Source organism: Labrenzia sp. THAF82, assembly GCF_009363435.1.
GTDB lineage: Bacteria > Pseudomonadota > Alphaproteobacteria > Rhizobiales > Stappiaceae > Roseibium > Roseibium porphyridii.
The window spans coordinates 5182257-5205008 of sequence record NZ_CP045354.1; the positions used below are offsets into that span (position 1 = coordinate 5182257).

The 22752-nt window shown below is 56.0% G+C and carries 22 protein-coding genes; 9 read left to right on the plus strand and 13 right to left on the minus strand.

What is annotated here, in order from left to right; translation table 11 throughout:
- Positions 1-202 precede the first annotated feature (202 nt).
- Entirely contained in the window at positions 203-1063 is an 861-nt protein-coding gene (locus FIV00_RS23695) for an SDR family oxidoreductase (RefSeq protein ID WP_152503065.1), read from the minus strand.
- A 325-nt stretch (positions 1064-1388) separates the two neighbouring features.
- Here FIV00_RS23695 and FIV00_RS23705 point away from each other — a divergent pair, with 325 nt between their 5' ends.
- Positions 1389-2276: a LysR substrate-binding domain-containing protein gene (locus tag FIV00_RS23705; protein ID WP_152503067.1), complete on the plus strand. Its 888-nt coding sequence runs from the start codon at positions 1389-1391 to the stop codon at positions 2274-2276.
- 322 nt (positions 2277-2598) lie between these two features.
- Here the strand turns inward: FIV00_RS23705 and FIV00_RS23710 are convergent, their stop codons facing one another.
- Positions 2599-3045: a VOC family protein gene (locus FIV00_RS23710; RefSeq protein WP_152503068.1), complete on the minus strand. Its 447-nt coding sequence runs from the start codon at positions 3043-3045 to the stop codon at positions 2599-2601.
- 122 nt (positions 3046-3167) lie between these two features.
- On the opposite strand from FIV00_RS23710, the gene FIV00_RS23715 reads away from it, so the two are divergent.
- Positions 3168-3599 carry a GrpB family protein gene (locus FIV00_RS23715; RefSeq protein WP_152503069.1) on the plus strand — a complete coding sequence of 144 codons (432 nt, stop codon included), beginning with the start codon at positions 3168-3170 and terminating at the stop codon, positions 3597-3599.
- A 339-nt stretch (positions 3600-3938) separates the two neighbouring features.
- Here FIV00_RS23715 and FIV00_RS23720 read toward each other — a convergent pair whose 3' ends face one another.
- The gene (locus FIV00_RS23720) at positions 3939-5135 is read right to left on the minus strand and encodes a hydantoinase/carbamoylase family amidase (RefSeq protein WP_152503070.1); all 1197 of its coding nucleotides are present in this window, start codon (positions 5133-5135) and stop codon (positions 3939-3941) included.
- A 349-nt stretch (positions 5136-5484) separates the two neighbouring features.
- Between FIV00_RS23720 and FIV00_RS23725 the strand changes: the two genes are divergently transcribed.
- Positions 5485-6774: a D-alanyl-D-alanine carboxypeptidase/D-alanyl-D-alanine-endopeptidase gene (locus tag FIV00_RS23725; protein ID WP_247649276.1), complete on the plus strand. Its 1290-nt coding sequence runs from the start codon at positions 5485-5487 to the stop codon at positions 6772-6774.
- 234 nt (positions 6775-7008) lie between these two features.
- A complete protein-coding gene (locus FIV00_RS23730; protein ID WP_152503071.1) occupies positions 7009-7926 on the plus strand; it encodes a DMT family transporter in 918 nt (305 codons plus the stop codon).
- 64 nt (positions 7927-7990) lie between these two features.
- On the opposite strand, the gene FIV00_RS23735 is transcribed toward FIV00_RS23730, so the two are convergent.
- Both FIV00_RS23735 and FIV00_RS23740 read right to left on the minus strand, forming a co-directional pair.
- A complete protein-coding gene (locus FIV00_RS23735; protein WP_173006124.1) occupies positions 7991-8803 on the minus strand; it encodes a 2-keto-4-pentenoate hydratase in 813 nt (270 codons plus the stop codon).
- 456 nt (positions 8804-9259) lie between these two features.
- On the minus strand, positions 9260-9952 hold the full coding sequence (locus FIV00_RS23740; protein WP_152503072.1) for a glycosyltransferase: 693 nt from the start codon (positions 9950-9952) through the stop codon (positions 9260-9262).
- Between the two features lie 111 nt (positions 9953-10063).
- Between FIV00_RS23740 and FIV00_RS23745 the strand changes: the two genes are divergently transcribed.
- Both FIV00_RS23745 and FIV00_RS23750 read left to right on the plus strand, forming a co-directional pair.
- Positions 10064-11197, plus strand: a complete 1134-nt coding sequence (locus FIV00_RS23745; protein ID WP_152503073.1) for a PA0069 family radical SAM protein — start codon at positions 10064-10066, stop codon at positions 11195-11197.
- A 45-nt stretch (positions 11198-11242) separates the two neighbouring features.
- A complete protein-coding gene (locus tag FIV00_RS23750) occupies positions 11243-11902 on the plus strand; it encodes a ribonuclease HII (protein ID WP_152503074.1) in 660 nt (219 codons plus the stop codon).
- Between the two features lie 82 nt (positions 11903-11984).
- Here FIV00_RS23750 and FIV00_RS23755 read toward each other — a convergent pair whose 3' ends face one another.
- The 8 genes from FIV00_RS23755 to FIV00_RS23790 form a co-directional block, all read right to left on the minus strand.
- Positions 11985-12464 (minus strand): F0F1 ATP synthase subunit B, encoded by a 480-nt coding sequence (locus tag FIV00_RS23755; RefSeq protein ID WP_152503075.1) that lies wholly within the window; start codon positions 12462-12464, stop codon positions 11985-11987.
- Between the two features lie 10 nt (positions 12465-12474).
- On the minus strand, positions 12475-13026 hold the full coding sequence (locus FIV00_RS23760; protein WP_152503076.1) for a F0F1 ATP synthase subunit B: 552 nt from the start codon (positions 13024-13026) through the stop codon (positions 12475-12477).
- An 82-nt stretch (positions 13027-13108) separates the two neighbouring features.
- Positions 13109-13333, minus strand: a complete 225-nt coding sequence (locus FIV00_RS23765; protein WP_055111220.1) for a F0F1 ATP synthase subunit C — start codon at positions 13331-13333, stop codon at positions 13109-13111.
- A gap of 72 nt (positions 13334-13405) precedes the next feature.
- Positions 13406-14155 (minus strand): F0F1 ATP synthase subunit A, encoded by a 750-nt coding sequence (locus FIV00_RS23770; RefSeq protein WP_152503077.1) that lies wholly within the window; start codon positions 14153-14155, stop codon positions 13406-13408.
- A gap of 55 nt (positions 14156-14210) precedes the next feature.
- The gene (locus FIV00_RS23775; protein WP_152503078.1) at positions 14211-14597 is read right to left on the minus strand and encodes an AtpZ/AtpI family protein; all 387 of its coding nucleotides are present in this window, start codon (positions 14595-14597) and stop codon (positions 14211-14213) included.
- Between the two features lie 369 nt (positions 14598-14966).
- Entirely contained in the window at positions 14967-18425 is a 3459-nt protein-coding gene (smc, locus tag FIV00_RS23780) for a chromosome segregation protein SMC (RefSeq protein ID WP_152503079.1), read from the minus strand.
- Positions 18426-18512: 87 nt separating this feature from the next.
- Positions 18513-19148: a thioredoxin domain-containing protein gene (locus FIV00_RS23785; protein WP_152503080.1), complete on the minus strand. Its 636-nt coding sequence runs from the start codon at positions 19146-19148 to the stop codon at positions 18513-18515.
- 198 nt (positions 19149-19346) lie between these two features.
- Positions 19347-19874: a DUF721 domain-containing protein gene (locus tag FIV00_RS23790; RefSeq protein ID WP_209006682.1), complete on the minus strand. Its 528-nt coding sequence runs from the start codon at positions 19872-19874 to the stop codon at positions 19347-19349.
- 205 nt (positions 19875-20079) lie between these two features.
- On the opposite strand from FIV00_RS23790, the gene mutY reads away from it, so the two are divergent.
- From mutY to bfr, 3 genes are all read left to right on the plus strand, one after another.
- On the plus strand, positions 20080-21147 hold the full coding sequence (gene mutY, locus FIV00_RS23795; RefSeq protein WP_152503081.1) for an A/G-specific adenine glycosylase: 1068 nt from the start codon (positions 20080-20082) through the stop codon (positions 21145-21147).
- A 306-nt stretch (positions 21148-21453) separates the two neighbouring features.
- On the plus strand, positions 21454-21936 hold the full coding sequence (locus tag FIV00_RS23800) for a fasciclin domain-containing protein (RefSeq protein WP_152503082.1): 483 nt from the start codon (positions 21454-21456) through the stop codon (positions 21934-21936).
- Between the two features lie 221 nt (positions 21937-22157).
- Complete coding sequence (bfr, locus tag FIV00_RS23805; RefSeq protein WP_152503083.1) at positions 22158-22643, plus strand: bacterioferritin; 486 nt, start codon at positions 22158-22160, stop codon at positions 22641-22643.
- Positions 22644-22752: the final 109 nt, after the last annotated feature.

The window sequence follows — 22752 nt, forward strand, 5'->3', positions numbered from 1 at the left end:
TCAAAACCGACCTTCGCTGCGAGTGTACTGAACGGCAAAAATGCACCGCCAATCCAGGCTTAAGCCGATCAATGTTTCAACCAAAAATGTGGCTATAACTTCCCGTTAGAACGAATGACCAAGTTGCATGACGGAGCTGCCGTTCGCTGCAGCTGCGGCAATGTCTGCTTTGACAGGATTGTGAAACTCGCCGGAAGAACCGTTATCTGTCTGGACTTCTTGGCATATCGCCTTGCGCAATGTACGCATCGTAGACAGCCGTCCAGTCTTCGTGCCAACGGCTGAGGGGCGGGCGGTTTTCAATGATATCTCCCATGGCCCAGACCATACGCTTTTCGTCCAGTTCCCGGTCGACATCATTGTCTGGACACAGGATATAGAAATCCCCTCTTTTGACACTTTGCAGCGCAAAGGCGGCAGTTTGGTCTGGGGTCCAAGCTCCTGCTGGCTTCTCTGCGCGGTCGCCTGCAGTGAGTTCCGTGAATACAAAGCCAGGGATGAGAAGGTGGGCGTTAATGCGCGGGCCATTAACATTCCGCAGTTGATGTTCCAAAGCCTCGGTATATGTTTTCAAAGCCGCTTTGGAGACATTATAGGCCGGGTTTCCAGGAGGGGCTGTTATGCCCTGCTTGGATCCTGTGTTGATCACCAGGCCAGGGCGAGCGCGGGCAATCATATCGGGAACAAACACCTGGCATCCGTGGATGATGCCCCAAAGGTTCACACCCATAACATTTTGCCATTTATCAAGGGGGCCTAACGCATCACTTGACGGCTCAATTCCCGCATTATTGACAAGAACGTCAATACCGCCAAATCGCGCATTGACCTGTTCTCGCAGCTCTTGCAGAGCAACGCGGTCGGACACATCGACAACAGCTGTCATAACCTCGGTTCGCGTCAACGCCGTTACGGCCGAGCGGAGTGTATCGGCGCGATTGTCCACCAGGACGAGCTTCAGTCCCATCTCAGCAAAGCGTTTTGCCAAGGCAAAGCCTATACCGGCGGCCCCGCCAGTGATCAGCGCAACTTTGTCCCTCGCAAATGCCGGATGATGTGTCATTTGGTGAACCTTTCTTTTTGTATCGACTTTGTCGTGTCTTGGCTTGCAGCGACCTGCGCTTCGCAGCTGACCTTGGTTGGGAATGGCAAGTCCGCGAGCTCGCGCATGCCCATTCTACGTATATCCGGATGGGAGAATGGATCGGTCCGCCAGCGTTCATATTCGGTCTGATGATCAACGGAGCACAGCCGATGTAAGCGCAGAAGCAGTCGTGTGAACCATTTTTTGGAAGGAGTGAGATAGATGATCAACATGCCCAATGAGCTAACACGGCAAGTTCCAGATTCTGATCGAAATATTCTCGCTTTGGGTATAGAAAAGCTATATGGCTCTCCTTCCCAAAATGAATCTTTCTGCTTTGCGGGCTGTGGAAGCCGTCGCGCGTCTTGGCTCGCTTCGTTTGGCGGCTGATGAGCTTGGCGTAACACCCGGGGCCGTGAGCCAACGGATCCTGAAGGCCGAGGCCCAGCTTGAGCGTCGGCTTTTTGAGCGAACGCAAAAAGGACTTGTTCCGACGAGCATCGGTCAAGATCTCTCATCTCATTTGACCGACGGTTTTTCCACGCTTGCCCGTGGGATCGCTTTGAGCCAGGCCAAACCTGAGGATGCCGTCACAATTTCCGTTGCCCCTGTCTTTGCCGCAAAATGGCTCGTGCGGCGACTTGGCCAGTTCGCAAAGCTGCGACCAGACATCCGTGTTAGGATTGATGCCTCGGGCGCGCATGTCACGCCGTCGCCTGGGGACGTGGACGCCTGCATCCGTGTCGGTCGTGGAGGTTGGCCAGACGTTGAGGTTGAAGAAATCTCACCTCAACGCGTGTTTCCGGTGTGCGCACCCGCCCTCGCAGAACACATAAAAGAGGTTGCCGATCTCTCTAACTTGCCAATCATCCGGGAAAAGAAGAACCAATTGTTTGATTGGGATGTCTGGCTTCGGCCCAACCAAACATCGGAAACTGTCCTGGGGGACGGACCGGTTTTTTCTGATGCCTCGCTGTGCCTCGATGCAGCGGCTGCGGGTCAAGGTGTGTACTTGTCTCTTGAGACGCTGGCAGTGGATGCGATATCGACCGGTCAACTCGTTGCAGCACTTCCCGGACGATTTCCCACAGATGTGTCCTACTGGTTTGTGGAGGCACCGGGCACAAGGCGATTGCCGAAAGTAACAGCTTTTCGAAACTGGATTATCGAAGCCATGCAGCGCGGAGCATAATTTGTTCAAGAAAGGGCATGACGTATTGTGAACCGGCGGTTCAGTTCAGTTCGGTTCGCTTAGACCAACCAGCCTATACTCTCGAACACTCGAAACCAGACCTTCACGTACTACGCAGCATCGATCACTATGGGATCAAACTGGCTGTTTGCTGCAAATGACTCAAACGTCCGCTTCAACGGTGATGCCATCTATCTCGGCCTTCATCGTGATACGATCCTCGATCAGCGGTTTTTCATCCGGTCGAGACAACACACCAAAGCTTCCAGGACATCTTCGTAGTACAGGTCTTCCACGACGTCCTCGACGCAACGCTTGTGCGTTAGGATGCTCCGGGCGCAGTCTCCCGAAAGAGAACTTCAACATTGTGCCCATCCGGATCAAACACAAACGCGGCGTAGTAGCCAGGTGCGTAGTGGTCCCGATACCCTGGCTTACCGTTACAGACGCCACCCCCGGCAATTGCGCCATCATAGGCTTTCTGAACAGCCTCTTTGTCTGGCGCTCTGAAACAAATATGAATTTTGGGTTGAGTCGGCGCGCCCTTGGTAATCAAAAACTGAACGATACCTTCATTTTCTACACCAAGTTCACCGAGTTCCTCGTCCAAGAAGGCTACGTGCGCACCAATTGCTTCGAAAATTGGAACATAAAACCGATGAGCCGCTGAGAAATCGCCTACAGAATACTCGACATGATCAAACATACGGTGCTCCAAAAGGTCGGCCCCAAAACCAAAGCTAGGCACAAGCGCTTTGGCGGTCAACATTGGCTCACTCCGGACTTGCCCAACAGCCGCAGGTGAAAATCAAAGATTACCTGCGCTTGGAAAGCGAGACTGCGGAGAGACTTCCGTTGACAAAACAAACTGAAGAAAGTGCATTTTGAGGAATGCCGAATGAAATTGAACATGTTGGCAGCACATCGGTTGATGGCTTGCCCGCAAAGCCAGTCCTTGACATAGCGCTGCTGATAGTGCGGCCAGAACTGCTATCTTTCCTGGAAAACGCTTTGTGTTCGATTGGCTATTCATACAGGGGAAACAAGACTGACGAGGGCGGCCATCTGTTTGTCTTCGAAACATCACCCGACGTGCGTAGCATCCATCTCCACGCAATGATTGACGGCGACCCGCAATGGAATGCGTATCTGAGTTTCCGTGACATTATGAGGGTGAATGCTCAACTCAGAGAGCAGTATAGTCGTTTAAAGAACCGCCTTGCAGCAGCGCATTCAAATGACCGCGGCAGTTACACTGCCGCCAAAGCGAGCTTCATTCAGGAAGTCCTTTCCATGCAGGAAAGTGACCGGTTGAAGAGTTAATCTGGGCAAAAAACTGACTCTCGCTGAGAATGCCGCCGACGGCAGAAATGTGCCCCAAATCGGACATACGCCGCGTTGAAGCCTGTGCCTGAAAACAGATGTTCGTTTGAGACGCACCATATTTACGAGTTGGGTAGGAGGCGGCCATTCGATCAGTCAGATCGAATGGTAAATTTGCCTGAAGACTCCGCCGACCAGAGAAGCTTTTCCCGTTGGTTCTGAGACAAAATTTTTGCTCCCGAAGGACCAGGCCGGCCTCGGGAAGTCTATTGTCCGGCGTCAAGTTTATCGGAGAGCACAAGCGTTTGAGTAACGGGGGGCTCCGGTTTGACAACTGTTTCAGTTCAACCGGCTGACAGCGTCCGCCATCACACGCAGGCCGGTTATCAAGTCGGCTTCGTGCGTGTCCTCGGCAAAATCGTGGCTGATCCCGTCGATCGACGGAACAAACAACATCGCCGATGGCATCAATCGCGCCATGTTTGAAGCGTCGTGCAAGGCGCCGGACGGCATCTCGCGCCATTTTCCTGGGGCCTGCGCCTCAGCTGCGGCGCTCAAGGCCGCGCGCAAGTTGGCGTCCATTGGCACCGGCTGCAGCGCCTTGATCGGCACAATTTCAACCTGCATTCCGTGGTCCACGGCAATCTCGGCAACAAGATCGCGAACAAGAGCTTCGATCCGGGCCAGCCGATCGTCATCAACATCGCGCCACTGCACGTCGAACACCACTTCACCAGGCACAATGGAGGGTGCATTGGGCCGCAGCTGTATCCTTCCAATCGTCCAGACTGTGCGCGGTGTTACAATGTTTCGAAGGCGGTCGTTTAGTGCGGCGTTGAATGCCGACAGCGCTTGAAACGCATCTCTTCGCTGGTGCATCAGCGTGGTGCCGGCGTGGTTTTGCTGACCTGTCAGGGTGACCTGCAGTTGCCGGGATCCGACAATGCCGGTGACAACACCAATCGCCTCGCCTGCGTCGTGCAGTGTGCTGCCCTGTTCGATATGGAGTTCGATGAAACCCGTGAACCGGTTATGTGAAACGAACGCCTCTGCAACATCTGCCATTGAAGATCGCGCATCGCGGAAAGAGACGCCGTTCATGTCCGTGAATTCGTCGGCCTCTGCAAGTTTGGTCTTGCCTGAATAAATGCTGGATCCGGTCAGCGCGCCAAACCGCCCTTCTTCATCCTGGAAGTTCACGACTGACACTGGTGGACCACCCGCCTCTTTCGCAGCACGTGCGATCTCCAATGCGACGATGACACCCAATGCCCCATCCAGCCAGCCCCCTTCGGGTTGGGTATCGGTGTGAGACCCCAAAAGCATGGAGGGAGCATCGGTCAGGCCGAAGACGTTGCCCGCAGGATCCACATGCGGGGCCAGGCCCACCGCCTCCAACTGGTCGATCAGCCACTTTCGGGCAGCCACGTCTGGTTCGGTAAACGCCGGACGCACCACTCCCTTGCCCACCCCACTCGCACCGAAGGAGCGGAGCGTGTGAAGATCTCTCATAAACCTGTCTGGCAGAACGTTCATCTTGACCTTCCCAAACTGAAAACTCTCTGAATTTGCCCGACATTCCGCAATTGGAAAGTGCTCTCTTGAGGCTGCAGCCGATTTGCTCAGCTTTCAAGCTAAGTGATCCAAAAGCGAGCCAAACGGCCATGGCACCCACAGCTTTGCAGTCCCTCATGCGCTCTTCCCAGAACATTCCGGTTGCGCTGACATTTAGCCCCAGGGAACTTCTGAAACGCGCCCCTAGTCGGTCATTCAACAATTTGGATTCGTGTTCTGAATGCTGACATTTGTTCCAGACGCAGCAAATTCGCTGAATAGACGGGAATAAGGCAATCGCCGCATTCGTCAAAAACGGATCAAATTCGACATGTTTTACATGGACTATTCACAAGCGGTCGAAGTTCCGATTGAATTGCGAAGCCGTATTCTCGACTACCGGCCGCCGGAACAGCGGCTGACTGGAGCCTTCATGCGCCTGCTTGCCTTCGCCCTTGCCGTTGTTCTTCTTTGCGTGCCAGCGTTGGCCAGCATCAATGAAAAGGTCGCCGGCGTTGCACCGTCGGGTGTCGTGCTGGTGCTGGATGGCGAGGGCAATGAACTGGTGGCACAAAACGCGGGGAAGTCCTTCGTCCCTGCGTCCGTCGCCAAGATCGTCACCGCATGGCTAGCGATGGAGGTTCTGGGGAGTGACCACCGGTTCCAGACCCGGTTTTACCTGGATAGCGACAGGGTGCTTTATGTGCGCGGCGGCGGTGATCCCTTCCTTGTCTCCGAGGAGCTTGCGTTGCTCGCGCCCGAACTTGTCGCCGCAACCGGCAAGGAGTCGTTCGCAGGCATGGTTCTTGACGCAAGTTATTTCCCTCAAGAGCTGCGCATCCCCGGCATCGAGGACACCGGCAGGGCGTATGACGCCCTCAACTCGGCGCTTGCGGTTAACTTCAACACGATCCATGCCGTTAAAACGGGAAAATCCGTCCGCTCTGCAGAAAAGCAAACCCCGATCACGCCCCTGGCGGTGAGCCAGTTTCGTAAACGCGGCCCAAAGGGACGCGGCCGCATCAGCCTTGCCCAGGAAGACCCTTCCGTCGGCGTGCGCTACGCCGGCGAGCTTCTCGCCGTCTTTATCGGAAAGGCCGGCGGCAGTGTTGAAGGCGAGATATCGATCGGATCGATCCCCGAAGGACTTGAGCCCGTGCATGTGCATCGCCAGTCCCGCTCCCTGCCGGAGATCTTGACCCAGATGCTGCTGGGGTCGAACAACTATGTCGCCAACCAGATCTTTCTTGAGGTTGGCGCACACCGTCTCGGCGGACCGGTCAGCCTTGCAAAGTCGCAACAAGTCGCGGAGGAGATCCTTGCCGAGCATGGCATCACCGAAGGCATCGTCCTCAAGGAGGGCTCGGGCATCAGTACACAGAACCGCTTCTCTACCCAAGGCCTTGCCAGGGTGCTGGCCGAGTTTGCGCCGCACGCCGAGCTGCTCCCCAGGACCAAGGCCGGCTCGCGCTACAAGACAGGCACGATCCCCGGTGTCAAAGCCTTGGCAGGATACGTGAACACCACCAAACACGGCATGGTGCCCTTCGTGATCTCGCTCGGCGGCAAGACGGGAAAGGCCCGGTTCCGCCTGCTCAGGGCCCTTGAGCTCGGTCTCTAGGGTCTTTCGGAACAGCGCTTTGCCAATGCATGCCCACCTGAAAACAAAATCACGTCGTCCACGGCGCGTTGATGGTATCCGGTTTTGTGTCCTCGGCCCGGGTCTGTTGAAAAGGCACCGCCAGGCAAATCTTGGCAACGCGGTCCCCTCAAGGCCGACCGCCGCATTCCCGGAATCCGGCGCCATGTTCAGGCCAGTAGTACTCCGACAGGTGCAAGACGAGAGTGTTCACCTGTGAAACCCTTCACTCCTGGAGGCTTTGCGGGGCTCGGTGCCGCCTGGAAGAGCCAGTCGCCGGTCATTCGGGGTGTGGTGATGATGTGTGCCTCGACCGTCGCCTTTGCGGTCATGCACTTTTCTGTCCGGGTCGCGTCCAGCGAGCTCCACCCCTTTCAGATCGCCTTCTTTCGCAACCTGTTCGGCCTCGCCTTTCTTGTGCCCTTGCTGATCGGGCCAGGTTTTGTGCAAATGCGGACACGCCGGTTCGGCCTTCATGCGCTGCGCGGGGTCGTGAACATAGCGGCGATGTTCCTGTTCTTCACGGCATTGGCCATAACGCCGCTCGCAAAGGTCACCGCGCTTGGTTTCACGGCCCCGATCTTTACCTCGGTCCTGAGCGTCCTGATCTTCAAGGAGAAGATCAGGCTGAGAAGATGGACAGCGATCGGCCTCGGCTTCGTCGGCATGCTGATCATCCTGCGGCCGGGCCTGGCCGTCGTGGAGACCGGTTCCCTGCTGGTCATCGCCGCGGCGCTGCTGTGGTCGCTTGCTCTGATCATCGTTAAGACCTTGTCGCGCACGGAGAGCAGCGTCGCCATCGTCGCCTGGATGGGGATTTTCCTGTCGGTGTTTTCGGTCGGCCCGGCCCTTTGGGTCTGGAAGGACCCAACCCTTTGGGCTTGGGGCTGGCTGCTGTTCATCGGTTTTGCCGGATCGGTCGCCCAAGTCAGCCTGAGCCAGGCCTTGAAGGAAACCGAGCCAACCGCCGTCATGCCCTTCGATTTCCTGAAGCTGATCTGGGCGGCTCTGCTGGCGTTCTGGTTCCTGGGAGAAATTCCCGACGAGATGACATTTATCGGAGCTGCGGTGATATTCGGCTCTGGCCTTTATGTCGCGCAGCGGGAACGGGCTGCCGCCAGGGCCAGCAAATAGCTGGACGGATCGCCGAATGAACCACGTTCCGTCATCAAATGATCCGTTATTTGGAAGATGCGCTTTAGATAAAGTTGATCTTTATTCCAGGCAGATCGATGCCATCGAGCCGGGTGGTCCAGTGGTCACCGGGCTTGATCGGTGCGGCATCGGTCAGGGTACCGGTGGTGACGATCTCTCCCGCGCTCAGCCGCGGTGCATCGGTGTCAGCTGCCAGTGTGTTCAGGAGATGACCGAGCGCTGTGAGTGGACTGTCCAGAACGTCTGCGCCGCAGCCCGTAAGCCGCTTGCCGCGCGACCCCTCAAGCACCACGCGAAAGCGCGGCAATTGTTCGACAACGGATCGCGTCAGGGGCAGTCTTGGGCCGAGATAGAGCGCGCCATGCAAGCCGAAAGCGGCGGCACAGTCCGCGTCGGAAAAGCGCCAGCCGGGGAAAGACGAAAATACGACCTCAAACCCGTGTGACACCCAGTCGATGCACCCGGCAAGGTCGGTCTCGCTCATCCCCGCTCGAGGTGCGGACTTCAGGCCGAAGACAATCTCGGGCTCAAGCCGCGGCTCGGGCAATTTCGGCAATCTGTGCGACCCTTCACCGATATCATGCAGGGTCGTATCCCACACCGGCCCCCACATCGGGCCCGTGACGTCGTAGAGCGGCCAGATCGTCCGGTTCGTGAAACCGATCTTGCGGCCCACCCTCCGCTCGCCCCGGGCCTCGCGCAGTGCGGAGACCCTGTGGGCGATGGAATACGCCGTTTCGGCGTCAAAGGCCGGGTCACGATCGGTGATTGGCGCAATTTGGTTGCCCGTGTCATAGGCCTCAAGCAGTTCGGCGGCATAGGCCTTAATCGCGGCATCTTCCATCGTATCCGACATCTAGATAACTCCTCACAGTGTCCCTGCAAGACAGTCGCCGCTCTGGCCGCCCATTACAACTGCGAGGCGACCATGCATTTGTCGCTAGAGGCTCCCGGGCCTTGACGGCACTCCATTCCAATAACCGCAAAAAGCCGCGAGTTGGACGACCACGTAGTTCAACCTACCGTCCGTTATTGCCGTTTTCCGGCTCACTGGCAGACTGTCTCCTCCTCCCGGCCCGAAGGCGGACATCAGCTACTCTTCATTTTTGAGTATTCGGCCCAGGACACAGTTGCAAGGAACAATGCGCTCATGTCCCTCGGGCCTGGATTGCGTTCAAGGTGCAACGGCCAGAGAAACCCGGATGGTTCCTGGCAGCTGAAAATTAGATGACAAACCCGCTCTGGAGTATCTGACCAATTCAGGGAATGCTTTGTTATTTCAGTTCGCCGCCTAAATCGCCGCTGCCTGCCACTAACCGTGGAGTTTTATCGCGACCCTTGCCGGAATGCGCAGGATTCCGACGCAGAAGCGGGCGAGCGACTGGCGCAGGCCCGCAATGAGACCTTCCTGCTGCGGTTCGCCGGATGTGACCGCGGCAGCCCTTAAAAACACCATTCGGCCACGACCAATACGTTTTGCAATGTCGAGATCTTCCAGCTGCGGCAAAGGCCTGTGTCCACCGAGTTTTTGGTAGAACTGGCGTGAAATCAGCAGTCCCTGATTTCCGTAAGGCATACCGAGAAGCTGGGAGCGGAAAGCTGCGACGGATTCGCCAAGACGAGCACCTGGCCCGAATGCTTCGTATCGCAGTCGGAAACTGGCTGCAGTGCGGGGTCCGTTAGGTGCGCGGGCTGCTCGCTCGACAAACGCCTGTGCTTCGTGGTGCCAACCGCTTTCAAGCAGCGTTTCCGGTTGCAGGAACAGCAACCAGTCGCCTCTTTTGGCGATCTCAGCACCCAGTGCGAGGCGTTCAGCCTTTGATTTCTTCAAGACCGCCCAATGACAACCGGCTGCGTCCGCAACCTGGCCGGTATTGTCCGTTGAGCCTCCGTCCACGACCACGACTTCGCGCACGACGCCTTCCGCGGCTGCGGGCACCAGCGCCGAGAGGGCATGAACCAACTCGGTTTCGGAATTGTATGTCGGAATAATGACGCTAATCATGTTCCGAAGTTCTACAGGATTTTTTTTCAAAGTGCGAGTGAATGGGCTTGAGAACGCCCGGAAATTGGCTAATGTTCCTATTATGTTCTCATTTACTCGCCAGATACGCTCATGAGCACGCCCTTGCAATTCGCTGCAGCGCAGCATGAGGCAGACAATACCGAAGACAGCGCTCCTCGGTTGACTGAAGACAGACGAAGGGGCCGAGGCTCAGCCCTTAATAAATCCGGTCGGTTCGAACCGCTATCCTACGAAGGCTTTGATGATGGTTGGGATAGTCTTGAGGATTTGCCCCCATTGAAGACCGAGGTACAGGAAGAGCGAGCACGAACGATCATAACGCGCAATTCTTCGCCCGATCTCTCCTTTGACCGTTCGATCAACCCTTATCGCGGTTGCGAGCATGGCTGTGTCTACTGTTTTGCGCGACCAAGCCACGCCTATATGGGACTGTCTCCTGGGTTGGATTTTGAAACCCGTCTCTTTGCAAAGCCCAATGCCGCACAGCTTCTGGAACGGGAATTGTCACAACCGGGCTACATTCCCCGCGTGATTGCCATCGGCACGAACACCGACCCTTATCAACCGCTGGAACGCGGATACAAGTTGATGCGGGAAATCCTGGAGGTTCTCGACAATTGCTCTCACCCGGTCGCGATTGTTACAAAGTCTGCACTCGTGACCAGGGACATTGACATCCTCGCGCGTATGGCCGAGCGCAATCTGGTCAAGGTCGCGCTGTCCGTCACCACGCTGGACAAGAAACTGTGCCGTGCCATGGAACCCCGCGCGTCCGCACCAAACAAACGTCTTGGCGCAATCAAAGCCCTGAACGAAGCTGGCGTCCCTGCCCTGGTTATGATGGCTCCCATCATCCCAGCTCTCACCGACAGCGAGATTGAAAGCATACTGGAAGCTGCTACCGAACATGGTGCGCAGGAAGCCGCTTATGTTCTTTTGCGGCTCCCCCTTGAAGTCTCTGAACTCTTCCGTGACTGGCTGCTTAGACATTGCCCTGATCGGTACAGGCACGTCATGAACCTCATCAGGTCAATGCGTGGCGGCAAGGACTACGATGCCAGATGGGGAGAACGCATGAGAGGACGAGGTCCCTATGCAGATCAGATTTCCAAACGCTATTCTCTTGCCGCGAAACGTTTGGGCCTCAGCCTGCGCAGGAAGAAACTGAACCTGGACGACTTCAGACAACCTCAAAAAGGTGGTGTGCAACTGGATCTCTTTTGAGATCGCGGCTTGAAGTGATTTCTTGCAAACGGCAGGTTGATCGACATGACTGGCACCCCATCCTTGTTCGATCTTGCTTTTCCCGATCGCCCGGATCTGTCTCTTGAGCACAAATACGCTGCAGAATTCAACGGGCTATTGTGCGGTGTTGACGAAGCTGGACGCGGGCCATGGGCGGGACCGGTCGTCACCGCTGCAGTCGTTCTGAATTACGAGCGCGTGCCGGATGGGCTGGACGATTCCAAGAAGCTCTCCGAGGCCAGACGCGAAGCATTGTATCTGGACATTGTTTCGAGCGCCTGGATTTGTGTCGCCAGCGCGTCTCCAGCGACGATTGACCGTCTCAACATCCGCACGGCGACGCTTTCCGCAATGGTTAGAGCCGTCAACGGACTGCCGAAAGTCTCCAACTATGTCTTGATTGACGGCAGGGATATTCCACCCGGCCTGTCGCAGCCGGGTCAGGCGTTGATCAAGGGGGACGGTCGCAGCCTTTGTGTCGCTGCCGCATCCATTATTGCCAAGGTTACGCGGGACCGAATGATGGTCCAGCTCGAGGATCAGTTTCCGGGATATGGCTTTGCCCAGCACAAGGGATATGGCGTGCCCAGACATCAGGAAGCTCTTGAGACACTCGGCCCGACGGTCCACCACAGGATGAGTTTCAAGCCCGTCCGGCTGGCCGAAGAGATGTCGCGCGGTTGATGTGAAGAGCGGGCACGGCGGCCGCATAAAAAAAGCGGCCTCGAGCGGCCGCTTTTTATCTTAACTCAGAAGAACCCAAGCTTTAGTTCAGGCGCTCTTTTACCTGCGCGATGCTTTTGATCAGGATGTCGTCGGCGACTTTGTCCTGAACTTTTGCAGTGAGGATTTCCTCGGCTGCTGCAACGGCGATGTCGGCTGCCTTGGCGCGGACTTCAGAGATTGCCTGGCTTTCTGCCTGAGCTATCTTGTCTTCAGCTGCCTTTGTGCGGCGCGCGATCATCTCTTCAAGAGCCTGGTTGGTTTCAACCGTCAGGCGCTCTGCTTCTGAATTGGCTTCAGCAATGATGGCTTCAGCCTCTCCTTCAGCTTCGTGGCGCTTGCGCTGATATTCCGATAAGAGAGCCTGAGCTTCTTCACGCATCTTGCGTGCTTCTTCCAGTTCCTTGCGGATAGTGTCAGCGCGATCATCAAGCGATCCACCGATCTTGCCGGGAACCTTGAGATAGGCGATCAGAGCGAAGAAGAGAACGAGACCGACCAGGGCCCAAAATGTTGCGTCCATGATCGTCTCCTCAGTTCATCGCCGACTTCAGCGCTTTGTTCAGATCTGTTTTTGTCGGAGCCTTACCAATCAGCTGCTCAACGAGAGCTGATGTGGTGTCTCCGGCAATCTCTTCGATCTGGGACAGAGCTTCAGTCTTGATGCCGGTGATATGCGCTTCCGCCGCTTTCAGCTTTTCGCCTAGTTCGGTTTCAGCTTTTTCCCGGCGCGCATCCTGCTCGGCTTTCAGCTTGGCCCGCGTGTCATGGGCAATGCCATGAGCCTTGTTGCGAGCTTCCGTAAGCGCCTGTTCGTATGCGGCGATCGCTGCGTCGGTTTCTTCCTTCAGGCGGTTGGCCTCGGAAAGATCTCCGGCGATACGGTCTTTGCGGTCTTCCAGGATCCCAGCGATCCGCGGCATCGCCACGTTCTTCATGATCCAATAGAAAATACCGAAAGTGATTGCGAGCCAGAACAACTGGGACGCAAAAGTCGTCGCATCGAACGGCGGGAAGCCCACGCCGTGTTCGCCGGCTGCTTCCGCGATGGCCGCATGGCCTTCAGTGGTCGTTTCGCCTGCCATTTCCTGTCTCCTAAATCCGGCTAGGCGGCGCTATTGGAGCGCCGCCACCGGAGTCGCATCAAATGTCGCTGCTTGAGAGCGATTAAGCGAACAGGATGAGGAAGGCGATCAGAAGGGAGAAGATGCCCAAAGCTTCCGTCACGGCGAAGCCGAAGATAAGACGGCCGAACTGGCCATCGGCAGCGGACGGGTTGCGCAGGGCGCCTGCGAGGTAGTTACCGAAGATGGTGCCGAGGCCGATACCAGCGCCGCCCATGCCCAGGCATGCGATACCCGCACCGATGTATTTTGCTGCTTCTGCTTCCATGACACGTGCTCCTAGATGTGTTTGCAGATTTCTCACGCACGGCGCTCTATCACCGTGTGATTTGGATTACCCTTAGTGTGAAGGATGAATTGCGTCGTTCAGATACATGCAGGTCAGAACGGCAAAGACGTAGGCCTGCAGGAAGGCGACAAGGAATTCCAGCGCCGTCAAAGCGACCGTCATGGCGAGCGGCAGAACCGCGCCGAAGATGCCTACAGCACCCATGGCACCAAGACTGACGACGAAGCCGGAGAAAACCTTCAATGTGATGTGCCCAGCGAGCATGTTCGCAAACAAACGAACGGAAAGACTGATCGGGCGGGACAGGAACGAGATAACCTCGATCATTGTCACCAGCGGGATCAGTGCGCCAGGAACACCACTCGGGACGAAAAGTTTCAGGAATTTCATCCCGTGCCGCATAAAGCCGTAAAAAATCACGGTCAAAATCACCAGCATCGCCAAGGCGAAGGTGACAATGATGTGGCTTGTGATGGTGAAGAAGTACGGGAACATCCCGAAGAGGTTGGCGACGAGAACGAACATAAAGAGCGAGAACACAAGCGGGAAGAATCGCATCCCGTCGGTCCCTGTCGCGTCTCGAAGCGTTCCCGCTATGAATTCATACATCATTTCCGAGACCGACTGCACCCGGGTCGGCACCAGGCCGCGACCACTGGTCGAGAAGATCAGAAATGCAGATGTCGCTGCCACGGTCAAAACCATGAACAACGAAGAATTGGTGAAAGAGAAATCCATGCCTCCGACTTCAATCGGAAAGATTTTCTGGATTTGGAACTGATGGATCGGATCGTTCGCCACCGGCCAGCCTTCTTCGCTCGTTCATTATCACAGCGCCGGAAAGGCGCGACAAAATCTAGTCCGGTCTGTTCTTGTGAACGTCTTCTTTGCTGGTGCCCTTAGACCCTGGCTGCTCGACAACACCGGCCGAGCGCAGAACATTCAAAACACCGGCTGCAAAGCCCAACAGAAGGAACACAATCAGCCCCAGAGGCGCTGTTCCTAGCCATTGGTCGGCCACCCAACCGATCCCGGCCCCCACCAACACACCTGCAATGAACTCCGAAGACAGTTTCATCGCCTGTGCGTATCCGGATGAGTTGCTCTGTGACTTGCGCGCGGCTTTTTCTTCCTCGACACGCCGGTCATCAAGCATCCGGTTCAATTGAGCCCGCCGTTCCGACAGACCCGCTTCCGGTGCGTCGCCGTTCTGATCTTCGTCACCGCCGTTTTGCGAAGACATGCTGTTAAGTCCTCACCACGCCGACATGTCAGATACAACAACGGGAGAGCCCCGTAAGCCGCGCGCACCATAGTCGGCACCTCATGCCGTGTCAAGAAGCCATCAATATTCCTTATCTAATTGAAAAATATTATCTTTTTGTGGTCACACCAAATTACCCAGACCTAAGTTGCATGCTGATCCTGCGGCAGTGCGCACCAAATGCGTTTCAGGGGCGATTTCAACGCCGAATGAATCATTTGGTGTGGCTGAGACATGCACTAGATCGCGGAACCGCCACCAATTGATGCGATGCGGTATCGGGGGATCTGAAGACGGGCAGGCGATTGAGAAACCGCGCGGACGAACAGACCTTTTGTCGCCAAGGCCTTAGCCGGTTTCGCGAAACCTTGCGGCTGTCTCCAGATCGACGGATACCAGTTGCGACACCCCTCTTTCGGCCATGGTTACGCCGAACAGCCTGTTCATGCGAGCCATGGTGATCGGATTATGGGTGATCACAACAAATCGGGTTTCCGTGCTTGCGCACATTTCGTCCAGTAGATCGCAGTAACGCTCGACATTGGCGTCATCGAGGGGTGCATCAACCTCGTCGAGAACACAAATCGGAGCCGGATTGGTCAGGAATACAGCGAAAATCAGCGACATAGCAGTCAGCGCCTGCTCACCACCGGACAACAAGGTCATCGTTTGAGGCTTCTTGCCCGGCGGACGGGCAACGATTTCCAATCCGGCTTCAAGCGGATCATCGCTGTCCACGAGCTGAAGTTCTGCGGTACCCCCGCCAAAAAGATGCGTGAATAGTCGCTGGAAATGGCCGTTGACAACTTCAAAGGAAGCAAGCAGACGTTCGCGCGCCTCCCGATTGAGGTTGGATATGCCGGTGCGCAAACGGCGAATCGCTTCTATCAGGTCGTCCCGCTCTGATGTCAGAGTGGTTTTCTGTTCGTCGATTTCCTTGAGTTCTTCTTCCGCCCGGAGATTGACCCCTCCCAAACGCTCTCGCTCGGCTTTCAACCGCTCCAGTTTGCGTTCCATCGCTTCGGGATCCGGCAAGGGAGCTCCGTCTTTCAAGCCTGCGATTTCCGGCAGCGCCGCAACCGTCACTTCAAGATCTTCGTCGATCCTGCGTTCAAGATTGCCTTTGCGTTCGCGCGCTGCATCCAATCGTTCCTCGGCGCGGATTTTTTCTTCCCGCGCTCCGGCCATCGCCTCCATCGCAGCCTTTGCTGCACGATCGACATCCGATAGATCAAGCTCAGCCTGGGAAAGGCGATCATCCTTTTCCTTCTTGATTTCTTCCGCATTGGCAATTGCGGAAAACAATTCGCGACGCTTGAGTTCGATATCCTCGGGCGCTTCGATTAGCTCTGCCCGCTCTTCTTCCGCCTCTTCACGCCGTTCGGTCAGAGTGGAAATTTGCTGCGCGGCATTGGCGGCCCGGGTTTTCCAACCATCATATTCCCGGGCGATCGACTCCAGACGCCTGTCGCGCATCTGTTGTTCGCGTGTCAGCCCTTCAGAAACGGCACGCGCCTCCGCCAATACACCTCGAGCAGCACCGACCTTTGCTTGCAGCTCTTCTATGCGATCTCGATAGCTCGAGCTTTCAGGTGCGGCCTCATACCGTTCTTCGGCCTCCAGAGCTTGCTCGCGCGCGATCTCGGCTTCCTCGCCAAGGCGTTCGGTTCGCTCTTGGGCAGCTTCCCGCCTGGCCAAAAGCTGCGACGTGGCCCGTTCTGCCGCGCCCAAGGCCTCCCTCGCCGCGGCTGCAACGCGCTGTCCATCCCGAACTTTGCCTTTTGCAGCCTGTTCAAGCTCTACGGTCTGGCGAATCGCATTTACAGCTTCTTCCAGTGCTTCTTGATGCTGCCCGACCAGACGTCTCGCAGCGTCGATCTCGTCCGCCAGTTCCGCGAGGCGGTTTTTCTGCGCAAGTCGTTGTGCGGCCGGTGTCGGGGCATTGGCTGCAATAACAAACCCATCCCAGCGCCAAAGATCCCCTTCTGCGGAAACCAGCCGTTGCCCGGGCTTAAGCGCAGCTCGCAACCGCAACCCCTCTTCCTGAGAGACAATGCCTATCTGCGCCAGGCGGCGGCTTAACTCAACCGGAGCAACAACAACTGCCGACAATGGCCGTACGCCTTCAGGCAGTGACGGGTCGTCTTCGCCAGGCAGCGCCTGGCCCCATTTGACAGCAGCCGCATCTTCAAGCGTCGCGTCGAGGTCCTCACCAAGTGCAGCGCCGAGCGCGGTTTCAAACCCCTGTTCAACCTGGATCTGTTCAACAACGGGTGTGTGATCCTGTTCGGAATGAACATTCAGAACCTGCTCGAGAGTGCGTGCTTCCGTTTCGAGCCCCTGCAGCGATTGTTGCGCCTCGCTCAAGGGGCCACGTGCGGCCTGTTCGCTCTCACGGGCTTCCCGGGTGGACGCTTCAGCCTCTTCAACCGCCGCTTCGGCTTCGGCCAGTGCTTCTTCTGCGAGTTCTAGCGCCTCGCGATTTTCTGCAACTCCGTCCTGCTCGGCCATTTGAGCATCGAGTTCTTGCAGTGTTTGCTGCGCGTCCTGCGCTTGGGCAAGCAAGCGATCGGCGCGCTGGCGGCTGTCCGCAACGGCTCTTTCCAGCTGTTGCCGCTCTGCGCGCGCGCGCGCCTCTGTGGCCGTCAGGTCTGACAGTGTCGCCTCGAGCTCATGAACGGAACTTTCAGCCTCGGCAACCTTCTCGCGCGCGGTTTCCGTGCGCTCCTGCACCAGCTCGTTTTCTTCAAGAAGCTCCGCTCTTTCTTCACCCAGACGCTCAAGCACTTCGTCGTTCTCGGAGACCATTGCCTGTTCGCGGCGGATGTCCTCTGCCAGCTGAACCAACCTGCGTTCGAGATCCTGCAGACGCTCTTTGACCCGCCGCTCTTCTGCATCCAGTTCGTTCCGTGCAAGCACAAGACGCTGAAGGGCAGCTCCGGCCTTGGCGGCATCATCTCTTAGTTCCGGAAGTTTATGTGCAGCTATTGCCTGAACGCGGGCGCTCTCAGCCTGAAGACCTGTGGCCTCGTTGACCTGTTTCTGCGCTTCGGCGAAATGACTTTCGGCCGTTGCGAGAGCATCGCGGGATTCGGTCCATCGAATATAAAGAATCGAGGCTTCAGCAGACCTGATTTCAGAAGAAAGGTTGCGGTACCTGGTCGCCTGGCGTGATTGTCGGCGCAGGTTGTCAAGCTGCCAATCGATCTGAACCAGGACGTCCTCAAGCCGTTCAAGGTTCTGCTCAGCCGCTCTTAAACGGATCTCGGCTTCATGTCTGCGTGAATGAAGCCCCGATATGCCCGCTGCTTCCTCCAGGATCTGACGACGAGATGTCGGCTTGGCGGCAATCAGTTCGCCAATCTGTCCCTGACGAACCATTGCCGGGGACCGTGCCCCAGTGGAGGCATCGGCAAACAGCAGCTGCACGTCACGAGCACGGACATCCTTTGCGTTGATCTTGTAGTTGGAACCTTGCTCGCGTTCGATCCGCCGGCTGACTTCAAGCAGGTCTGCGTCGTTGAAAGCCGCCGGTGCCGTGCGGTCCGGATTATCCAGAAACAGAGTGACTTCGGCGGTGTTACGTGCAGGCCTGTTCAAACTTCCCGAGAAGATAACGTCGTCCATTCCGGACGCCCGCATGTTCTTGTAGGAGTTCTCGCCCATCACCCAGCGGAGAGCCTCCACCAGATTGGACTTGCCGCAGCCATTGGGCCCAACCACACCGGTCAGGCCATTCCCGATGATGAATTCCATCGGTTCAACGAAGGACTTGAAGCCTACGATACGGAGTTTCGAAAACTTCATCGGCGCCAACACTCCCAAGGAGTGAGCGCCGATGAGAACAGGATTGGATCAAGGCAGGCTTGCGCCTCCGGCTGTTTAAAAGCCGGATTAGAGGTTTTCCTCGATAAGTTTGCCCATCTCTTCAATCGACAGTGCCCCGGACACTCTTTCGCCATTGATGAAGAACGTTGGCGTGGAGTTTACACCGAACTCGTTCGCACCACGGTCTTTCACAGCGTTAACTGCGTCAAGCAAGCCCTGGTTTGTCAAGCACTCCTCAAAGGACTCTTGTGTAAATCCGATCTGTTTCGAAAAATCGAGCATGGATTGGTACGGATTGTCGGTGAATGCCCATGATCTCTGGTTTTCAAACAGGGTATCCACAATCTCGAAGTATTTGTCCTGAGGCGCGCAACGCGCCAGCATGAAGGCGGCGGCAGCGACCGGATCCAGCGGGAATTCACGGAACACAAACCGGACTTTTCCAGTCTCGATGTATTCCTTTTTCAGATCCGGCCAGGTGCGCTTGTGGAAACTTGCACAGTGACCACACGTCATGGACGCATATTCGATGATGGTCACCGGTGCGTTTTCGTCACCCAGCGCTTTTTCACCCAATGGACCGGGTTTCATGAGCTCGTCCACGTTGACGGACTGGGCAAGGGCAGGAAGACTGCCGGCCAGGCCGAATGCGGCTGTCGCCAAGGCAGTGGTTTTTAGAAACTGTCTACGGTTCTGGGTCACGAACATTGTCCTGTCAAAAGTCAAAGCGGCACTCGCAAGTGCCCGTTCCAACGTCTCATGTGCCCCTTCGGACACGCCGCGTCAACAAGGCTTATCAAATGTGGCAAGAGAGAGGACGTAACAAGCGCTTGCATCACGGTGTTGTTATCGCAGATCGCCGCGAAATGCAGGTTTTTGCCTATTCTAGGGAGAGACTTTTTAAGCGGCCTTGTCCGGATTGCGGGCGATAACCTGAGCACCGAGTTTCTTGAGAGCCTGTCGCAAACGGTCGTTTTCAACACCTTCAAGACTCTCTTCCAGGCGCTTTTCCTCCGATTGCGTCAGTTCGCGCAGTCGCTTGGGCTGTTTTTGCAGTCTCGTTTGAACCGGTCTTTGCAAGATCTTGAGGCGACCGACGGCTGCCCAGCCATAGAAGGTGTTGATGCGCTCGATCACTTGCGCGCTGTCATGGGAAAGCATCAGCGCAGTCGCCCCATCCGTGTGAACGACAAGTGTTGCCGGTTCCGGCGGTCTGTCGGGGTCACTGAGGTCCGGCCTTCTCGGCCAGATCAGGCGATCAGGCTGAACCCTACCGCCGTAGCGTTCTCCGACGATGTCTGCCCAGGCTGCCACGATGTCGACAGAGGCAAACCCTCGCTTCCTGCAGGCAGGCGTCATCGCCTTGCCGACAAGATCGGCAAGCGGTTTCGCCCCTTTGGGCGTGTGGTGAGCGTTTGCCTTTACCACGCGAATGACATACCTCCTCACCAAACTGATGAAATCAGATTTCAATACTCAGCTTGGAGCCTGGGATGAAGTGTTCCAATAGAATACGACAAAATGACGACGAATACTTGGTGCAATCCAATTCACTGATGATTACCAGCAAAGTTGTCCCCAGGCTTTCCATAGGTTCAGTCCGTGAATCTGCCTTGAGAACCCACGTGATATCATGACATCTGCTTCTGCCGCTTCAACCTTGCTTGACTGGTACGATCGCCATGCGCGACGCCTTCCCTGGAGAATTTCACCGCAGGACCGAGCTGTTGGTGAAGTTCCGGATCCCTATCGCGTCTGGTTGTCGGAAATCATGCTGCAGCAGACAACTGTTGCGGCCGTGAAGGATTATTTCGAGAAGTTCGTCAAAACCTGGCCGACCATCAAGCACCTCGCTGCTGCAAGCGAGGAAGATGTAATGAAAGCCTGGGCAGGGCTCGGCTACTATTCCCGTGCCCGCAACCTCAAAAAATGCGCAAACACTGTCGCCGACCAGTTGGATGGGCGATTTCCCGAGACCGAAGCGGAACTTCTAAAATTGCCAGGGATCGGGCCCTACACTGCAGCGGCCATAGCAACCATTGCCTTTGACAGTCATGCGGCTGTTGTCGACGGCAACGTTGAGCGCGTCATAACAAGGCTGGACCAGATCGAAACGCCGTTGCCCGATGCCAAACCTCTTGTAAAAGCCCGTATGGGCGAGTTGACCCCGAATGTGCGCCCAGGTGACTTTGCGCAGGCGGTTATGGATCTCGGTGCCACCATCTGTACGCCGAGGCGGCCAGCTTGCGCGCTTTGCCCCTGGACTTCCAACTGCAAGGTCCAGGGAACCGAAATTGCTGAAACACTGCCGCGAAAGGCTCCCAAGAAGCAGAAACCAACCCGGATTGGTGCGGCATTTGTTGCCGTAAATGCCGGCAACGGCGCTGTGTTATTGCGTCGGCGGCCTCCAAGCGGCCTGCTTGGCGGTATGACAGAAGTGCCCGGAACCCATTGGGCTGAGCAGTTTGATGTTGAAACATCCCTGGAAGATGCCCCCTTCCCTGCAAACTGGAAAAAACGGCCATCCGAAGTCAAACACACTTTCACTCATTTTCATTTGCGACTCACGATTTTCAGGGCTGACCTTGCCGGTGACACATTGCCAAAACTTGAGGACAGTTGGTGGTCTGAACCTGATGCGCTTGAAAACGAAGCGCTCCCAACGGTTATGCGTAAAGTGCTGGTATCAGCCCTTTCCTAGTTCTGAGACGCCAACGCGTTTTTGGACAGCCGCACACAATGACCTCGGCAAGGCGGACGCTTTCAGGCTCCATCGCCTGGCAATTCCAACAGATCTACAACCGAACCGAGAACGACCACGTTTTACGACCGCTTCTGGATCAACCAAAAATCCGGATAAATTCAGCCCGATTTTTTCCTCATCCAAATCGAGCGGGCCGTCGTAGCAGGAGCGACACAGAATTCAACCAAGCACCTGAAAATCCTCGGGAAACGTCCTTTCCGGGAACAGGCTAGCTGTGTCTTTGTGAAACCAAGGGAGTGCGTCATGAAATTCGTTCAGAAACTGGTCTTTGCCCTACTTCTCGTCCTGCCGTTGTCAGCTGCCAAAGCCGGCCAGAAGGATATTGTTGACACCGCAGTCGGAGCCGGATCCTTCGGCACACTGGTTGCCGCCGTTCAAGCTGCCGGTCTCGTCGACACACTGAAGGGCGAAGGCCCATTTACTGTCTTCGCTCCGACCGATGAAGCTTTTGCCAAACTGCCTGAAGGCACAGTTGAGAACCTGCTCAAGCCGGAAAACAAAGATCAGCTCGTTGCAATCCTCACCTACCACGTTGTCCCGGGCAAAGTGATGTCATCGGATATCGCCGGCAAGAAAGCAGAAGTTGCTTCCGTGGAAGGCAGCAAGATCTCCGTTGACGCAACCGACGGCGTGAAAGTCGACAACGCCAGCGTCGTGACTGCAGACATTGAAACGTCAAATGGCGTCATCCATGTCATCGACACGGTTATCATCCCGAAGTCGTAATCCACTCGAAAGATCCAAGTGAAAAGAGGCGCGGTCTTGTCTGAAGACCGCGCTTTTTTGATCTGCAGCGGTGCAAGGTGTTTGTCTCACTTTACCGGAGGCGCAATTCCACTCATAAACCGGAGTGCGTCAATTTATTCCGATTTCAGTCTTTGATTGTCTGGACACGCACCCTAGAATAATTCTAAAGTGCGATCAGATTCAACTACAGGAGGCATCCCATGAAGGGAAATGAGAAGGTCATCGAGCGTTTGAATGAGGCTCTCTTTCTGGAGCTCGGCGCGATCAATCAATATTGGCTGCATTACCGCCTCCTCGCCGATTGGGGATTTGCGAGACTGGCCAAAAAAGAGCGTGAAGAAAGCATTGAGGAAATGCAGCACGCCGACAAAATCACGGATCGCATTATTTTCCTCGAGGGCCATCCGAACATGCAGAAGGTCGCACCTCTGCGGATCGGACAGAATATCAAGGAAGTCCTGGAATCCGATCTGGCGGGTGAATACGACGCTCGCACTTCCTATTCCAAGTCCCGCGACATTTGCCGCGACGAAGGCGACTATGTCTCCATGCAGCTGTTTGAAGAACTTCTTGCAGACGAAGAGGGTCACATCGACTTCCTGGAAACACAGTTGGACCTTTTGGAAAAAATCGGTATCGAGCGCTATGGCATGTTGAATGCCGTTCCTGCGGACGAAGCCGAATAAACAAAATTTTGGCCACGCGTTGATGACGCGTGGCCTTTTTGTCCTTTAGTTAGGCGTTTTCGACCAACCAGTCAGATTACATACCGAGCTGGTCCTTCGAACCTCCAAC

Bases quoted from the DNA above. Each gene is read 5' to 3' on its own strand.
- FIV00_RS23695 (WP_152503065.1), bottom strand. From the start codon at position 1,063: ATGACACATCATCCGGCATTTGCGAGGGACAAAGTTGCGCTGATCACT.
- FIV00_RS23705 (WP_152503067.1), top strand. From the start codon at position 1,389: ATGGCTCTCCTTCCCAAAATGAATCTTTCTGCTTTGCGGGCTGTGGAA.
- FIV00_RS23710 (WP_152503068.1), bottom strand. From the start codon at position 3,045: ATGTTGACCGCCAAAGCGCTTGTGCCTAGCTTTGGTTTTGGGGCCGAC.
- FIV00_RS23715 (WP_152503069.1), top strand. From the start codon at position 3,168: ATGCCGAATGAAATTGAACATGTTGGCAGCACATCGGTTGATGGCTTG.
- FIV00_RS23720 (WP_152503070.1), bottom strand. From the start codon at position 5,135: ATGAACGTTCTGCCAGACAGGTTTATGAGAGATCTTCACACGCTCCGC.
- FIV00_RS23725 (WP_247649276.1), top strand. From the start codon at position 5,485: ATGTTTTACATGGACTATTCACAAGCGGTCGAAGTTCCGATTGAATTG.
- FIV00_RS23735 (WP_173006124.1), bottom strand. From the start codon at position 8,803: ATGTCGGATACGATGGAAGATGCCGCGATTAAGGCCTATGCCGCCGAA.
- FIV00_RS23740 (WP_152503072.1), bottom strand. From the start codon at position 9,952: ATGATTAGCGTCATTATTCCGACATACAATTCCGAAACCGAGTTGGTT.
- FIV00_RS23745 (WP_152503073.1), top strand. From the start codon at position 10,064: ATGAGCACGCCCTTGCAATTCGCTGCAGCGCAGCATGAGGCAGACAAT.
- FIV00_RS23750 (WP_152503074.1), top strand. From the start codon at position 11,243: ATGACTGGCACCCCATCCTTGTTCGATCTTGCTTTTCCCGATCGCCCG.
- FIV00_RS23755 (WP_152503075.1), bottom strand. From the start codon at position 12,464: ATGGACGCAACATTTTGGGCCCTGGTCGGTCTCGTTCTCTTCTTCGCT.
- FIV00_RS23760 (WP_152503076.1), bottom strand. From the start codon at position 13,026: ATGGCAGGCGAAACGACCACTGAAGGCCATGCGGCCATCGCGGAAGCA.
- FIV00_RS23765 (WP_055111220.1), bottom strand. From the start codon at position 13,333: ATGGAAGCAGAAGCAGCAAAATACATCGGTGCGGGTATCGCATGCCTG.
- FIV00_RS23775 (WP_152503078.1), bottom strand. From the start codon at position 14,597: ATGTCTTCGCAAAACGGCGGTGACGAAGATCAGAACGGCGACGCACCG.
- smc (WP_152503079.1), bottom strand. From the start codon at position 18,425: ATGAAGTTTTCGAAACTCCGTATCGTAGGCTTCAAGTCCTTCGTTGAA.
- mutY (WP_152503081.1), top strand. From the start codon at position 20,080: ATGACATCTGCTTCTGCCGCTTCAACCTTGCTTGACTGGTACGATCGC.
- FIV00_RS23800 (WP_152503082.1), top strand. From the start codon at position 21,454: ATGAAATTCGTTCAGAAACTGGTCTTTGCCCTACTTCTCGTCCTGCCG.
- bfr (WP_152503083.1), top strand. From the start codon at position 22,158: ATGAAGGGAAATGAGAAGGTCATCGAGCGTTTGAATGAGGCTCTCTTT.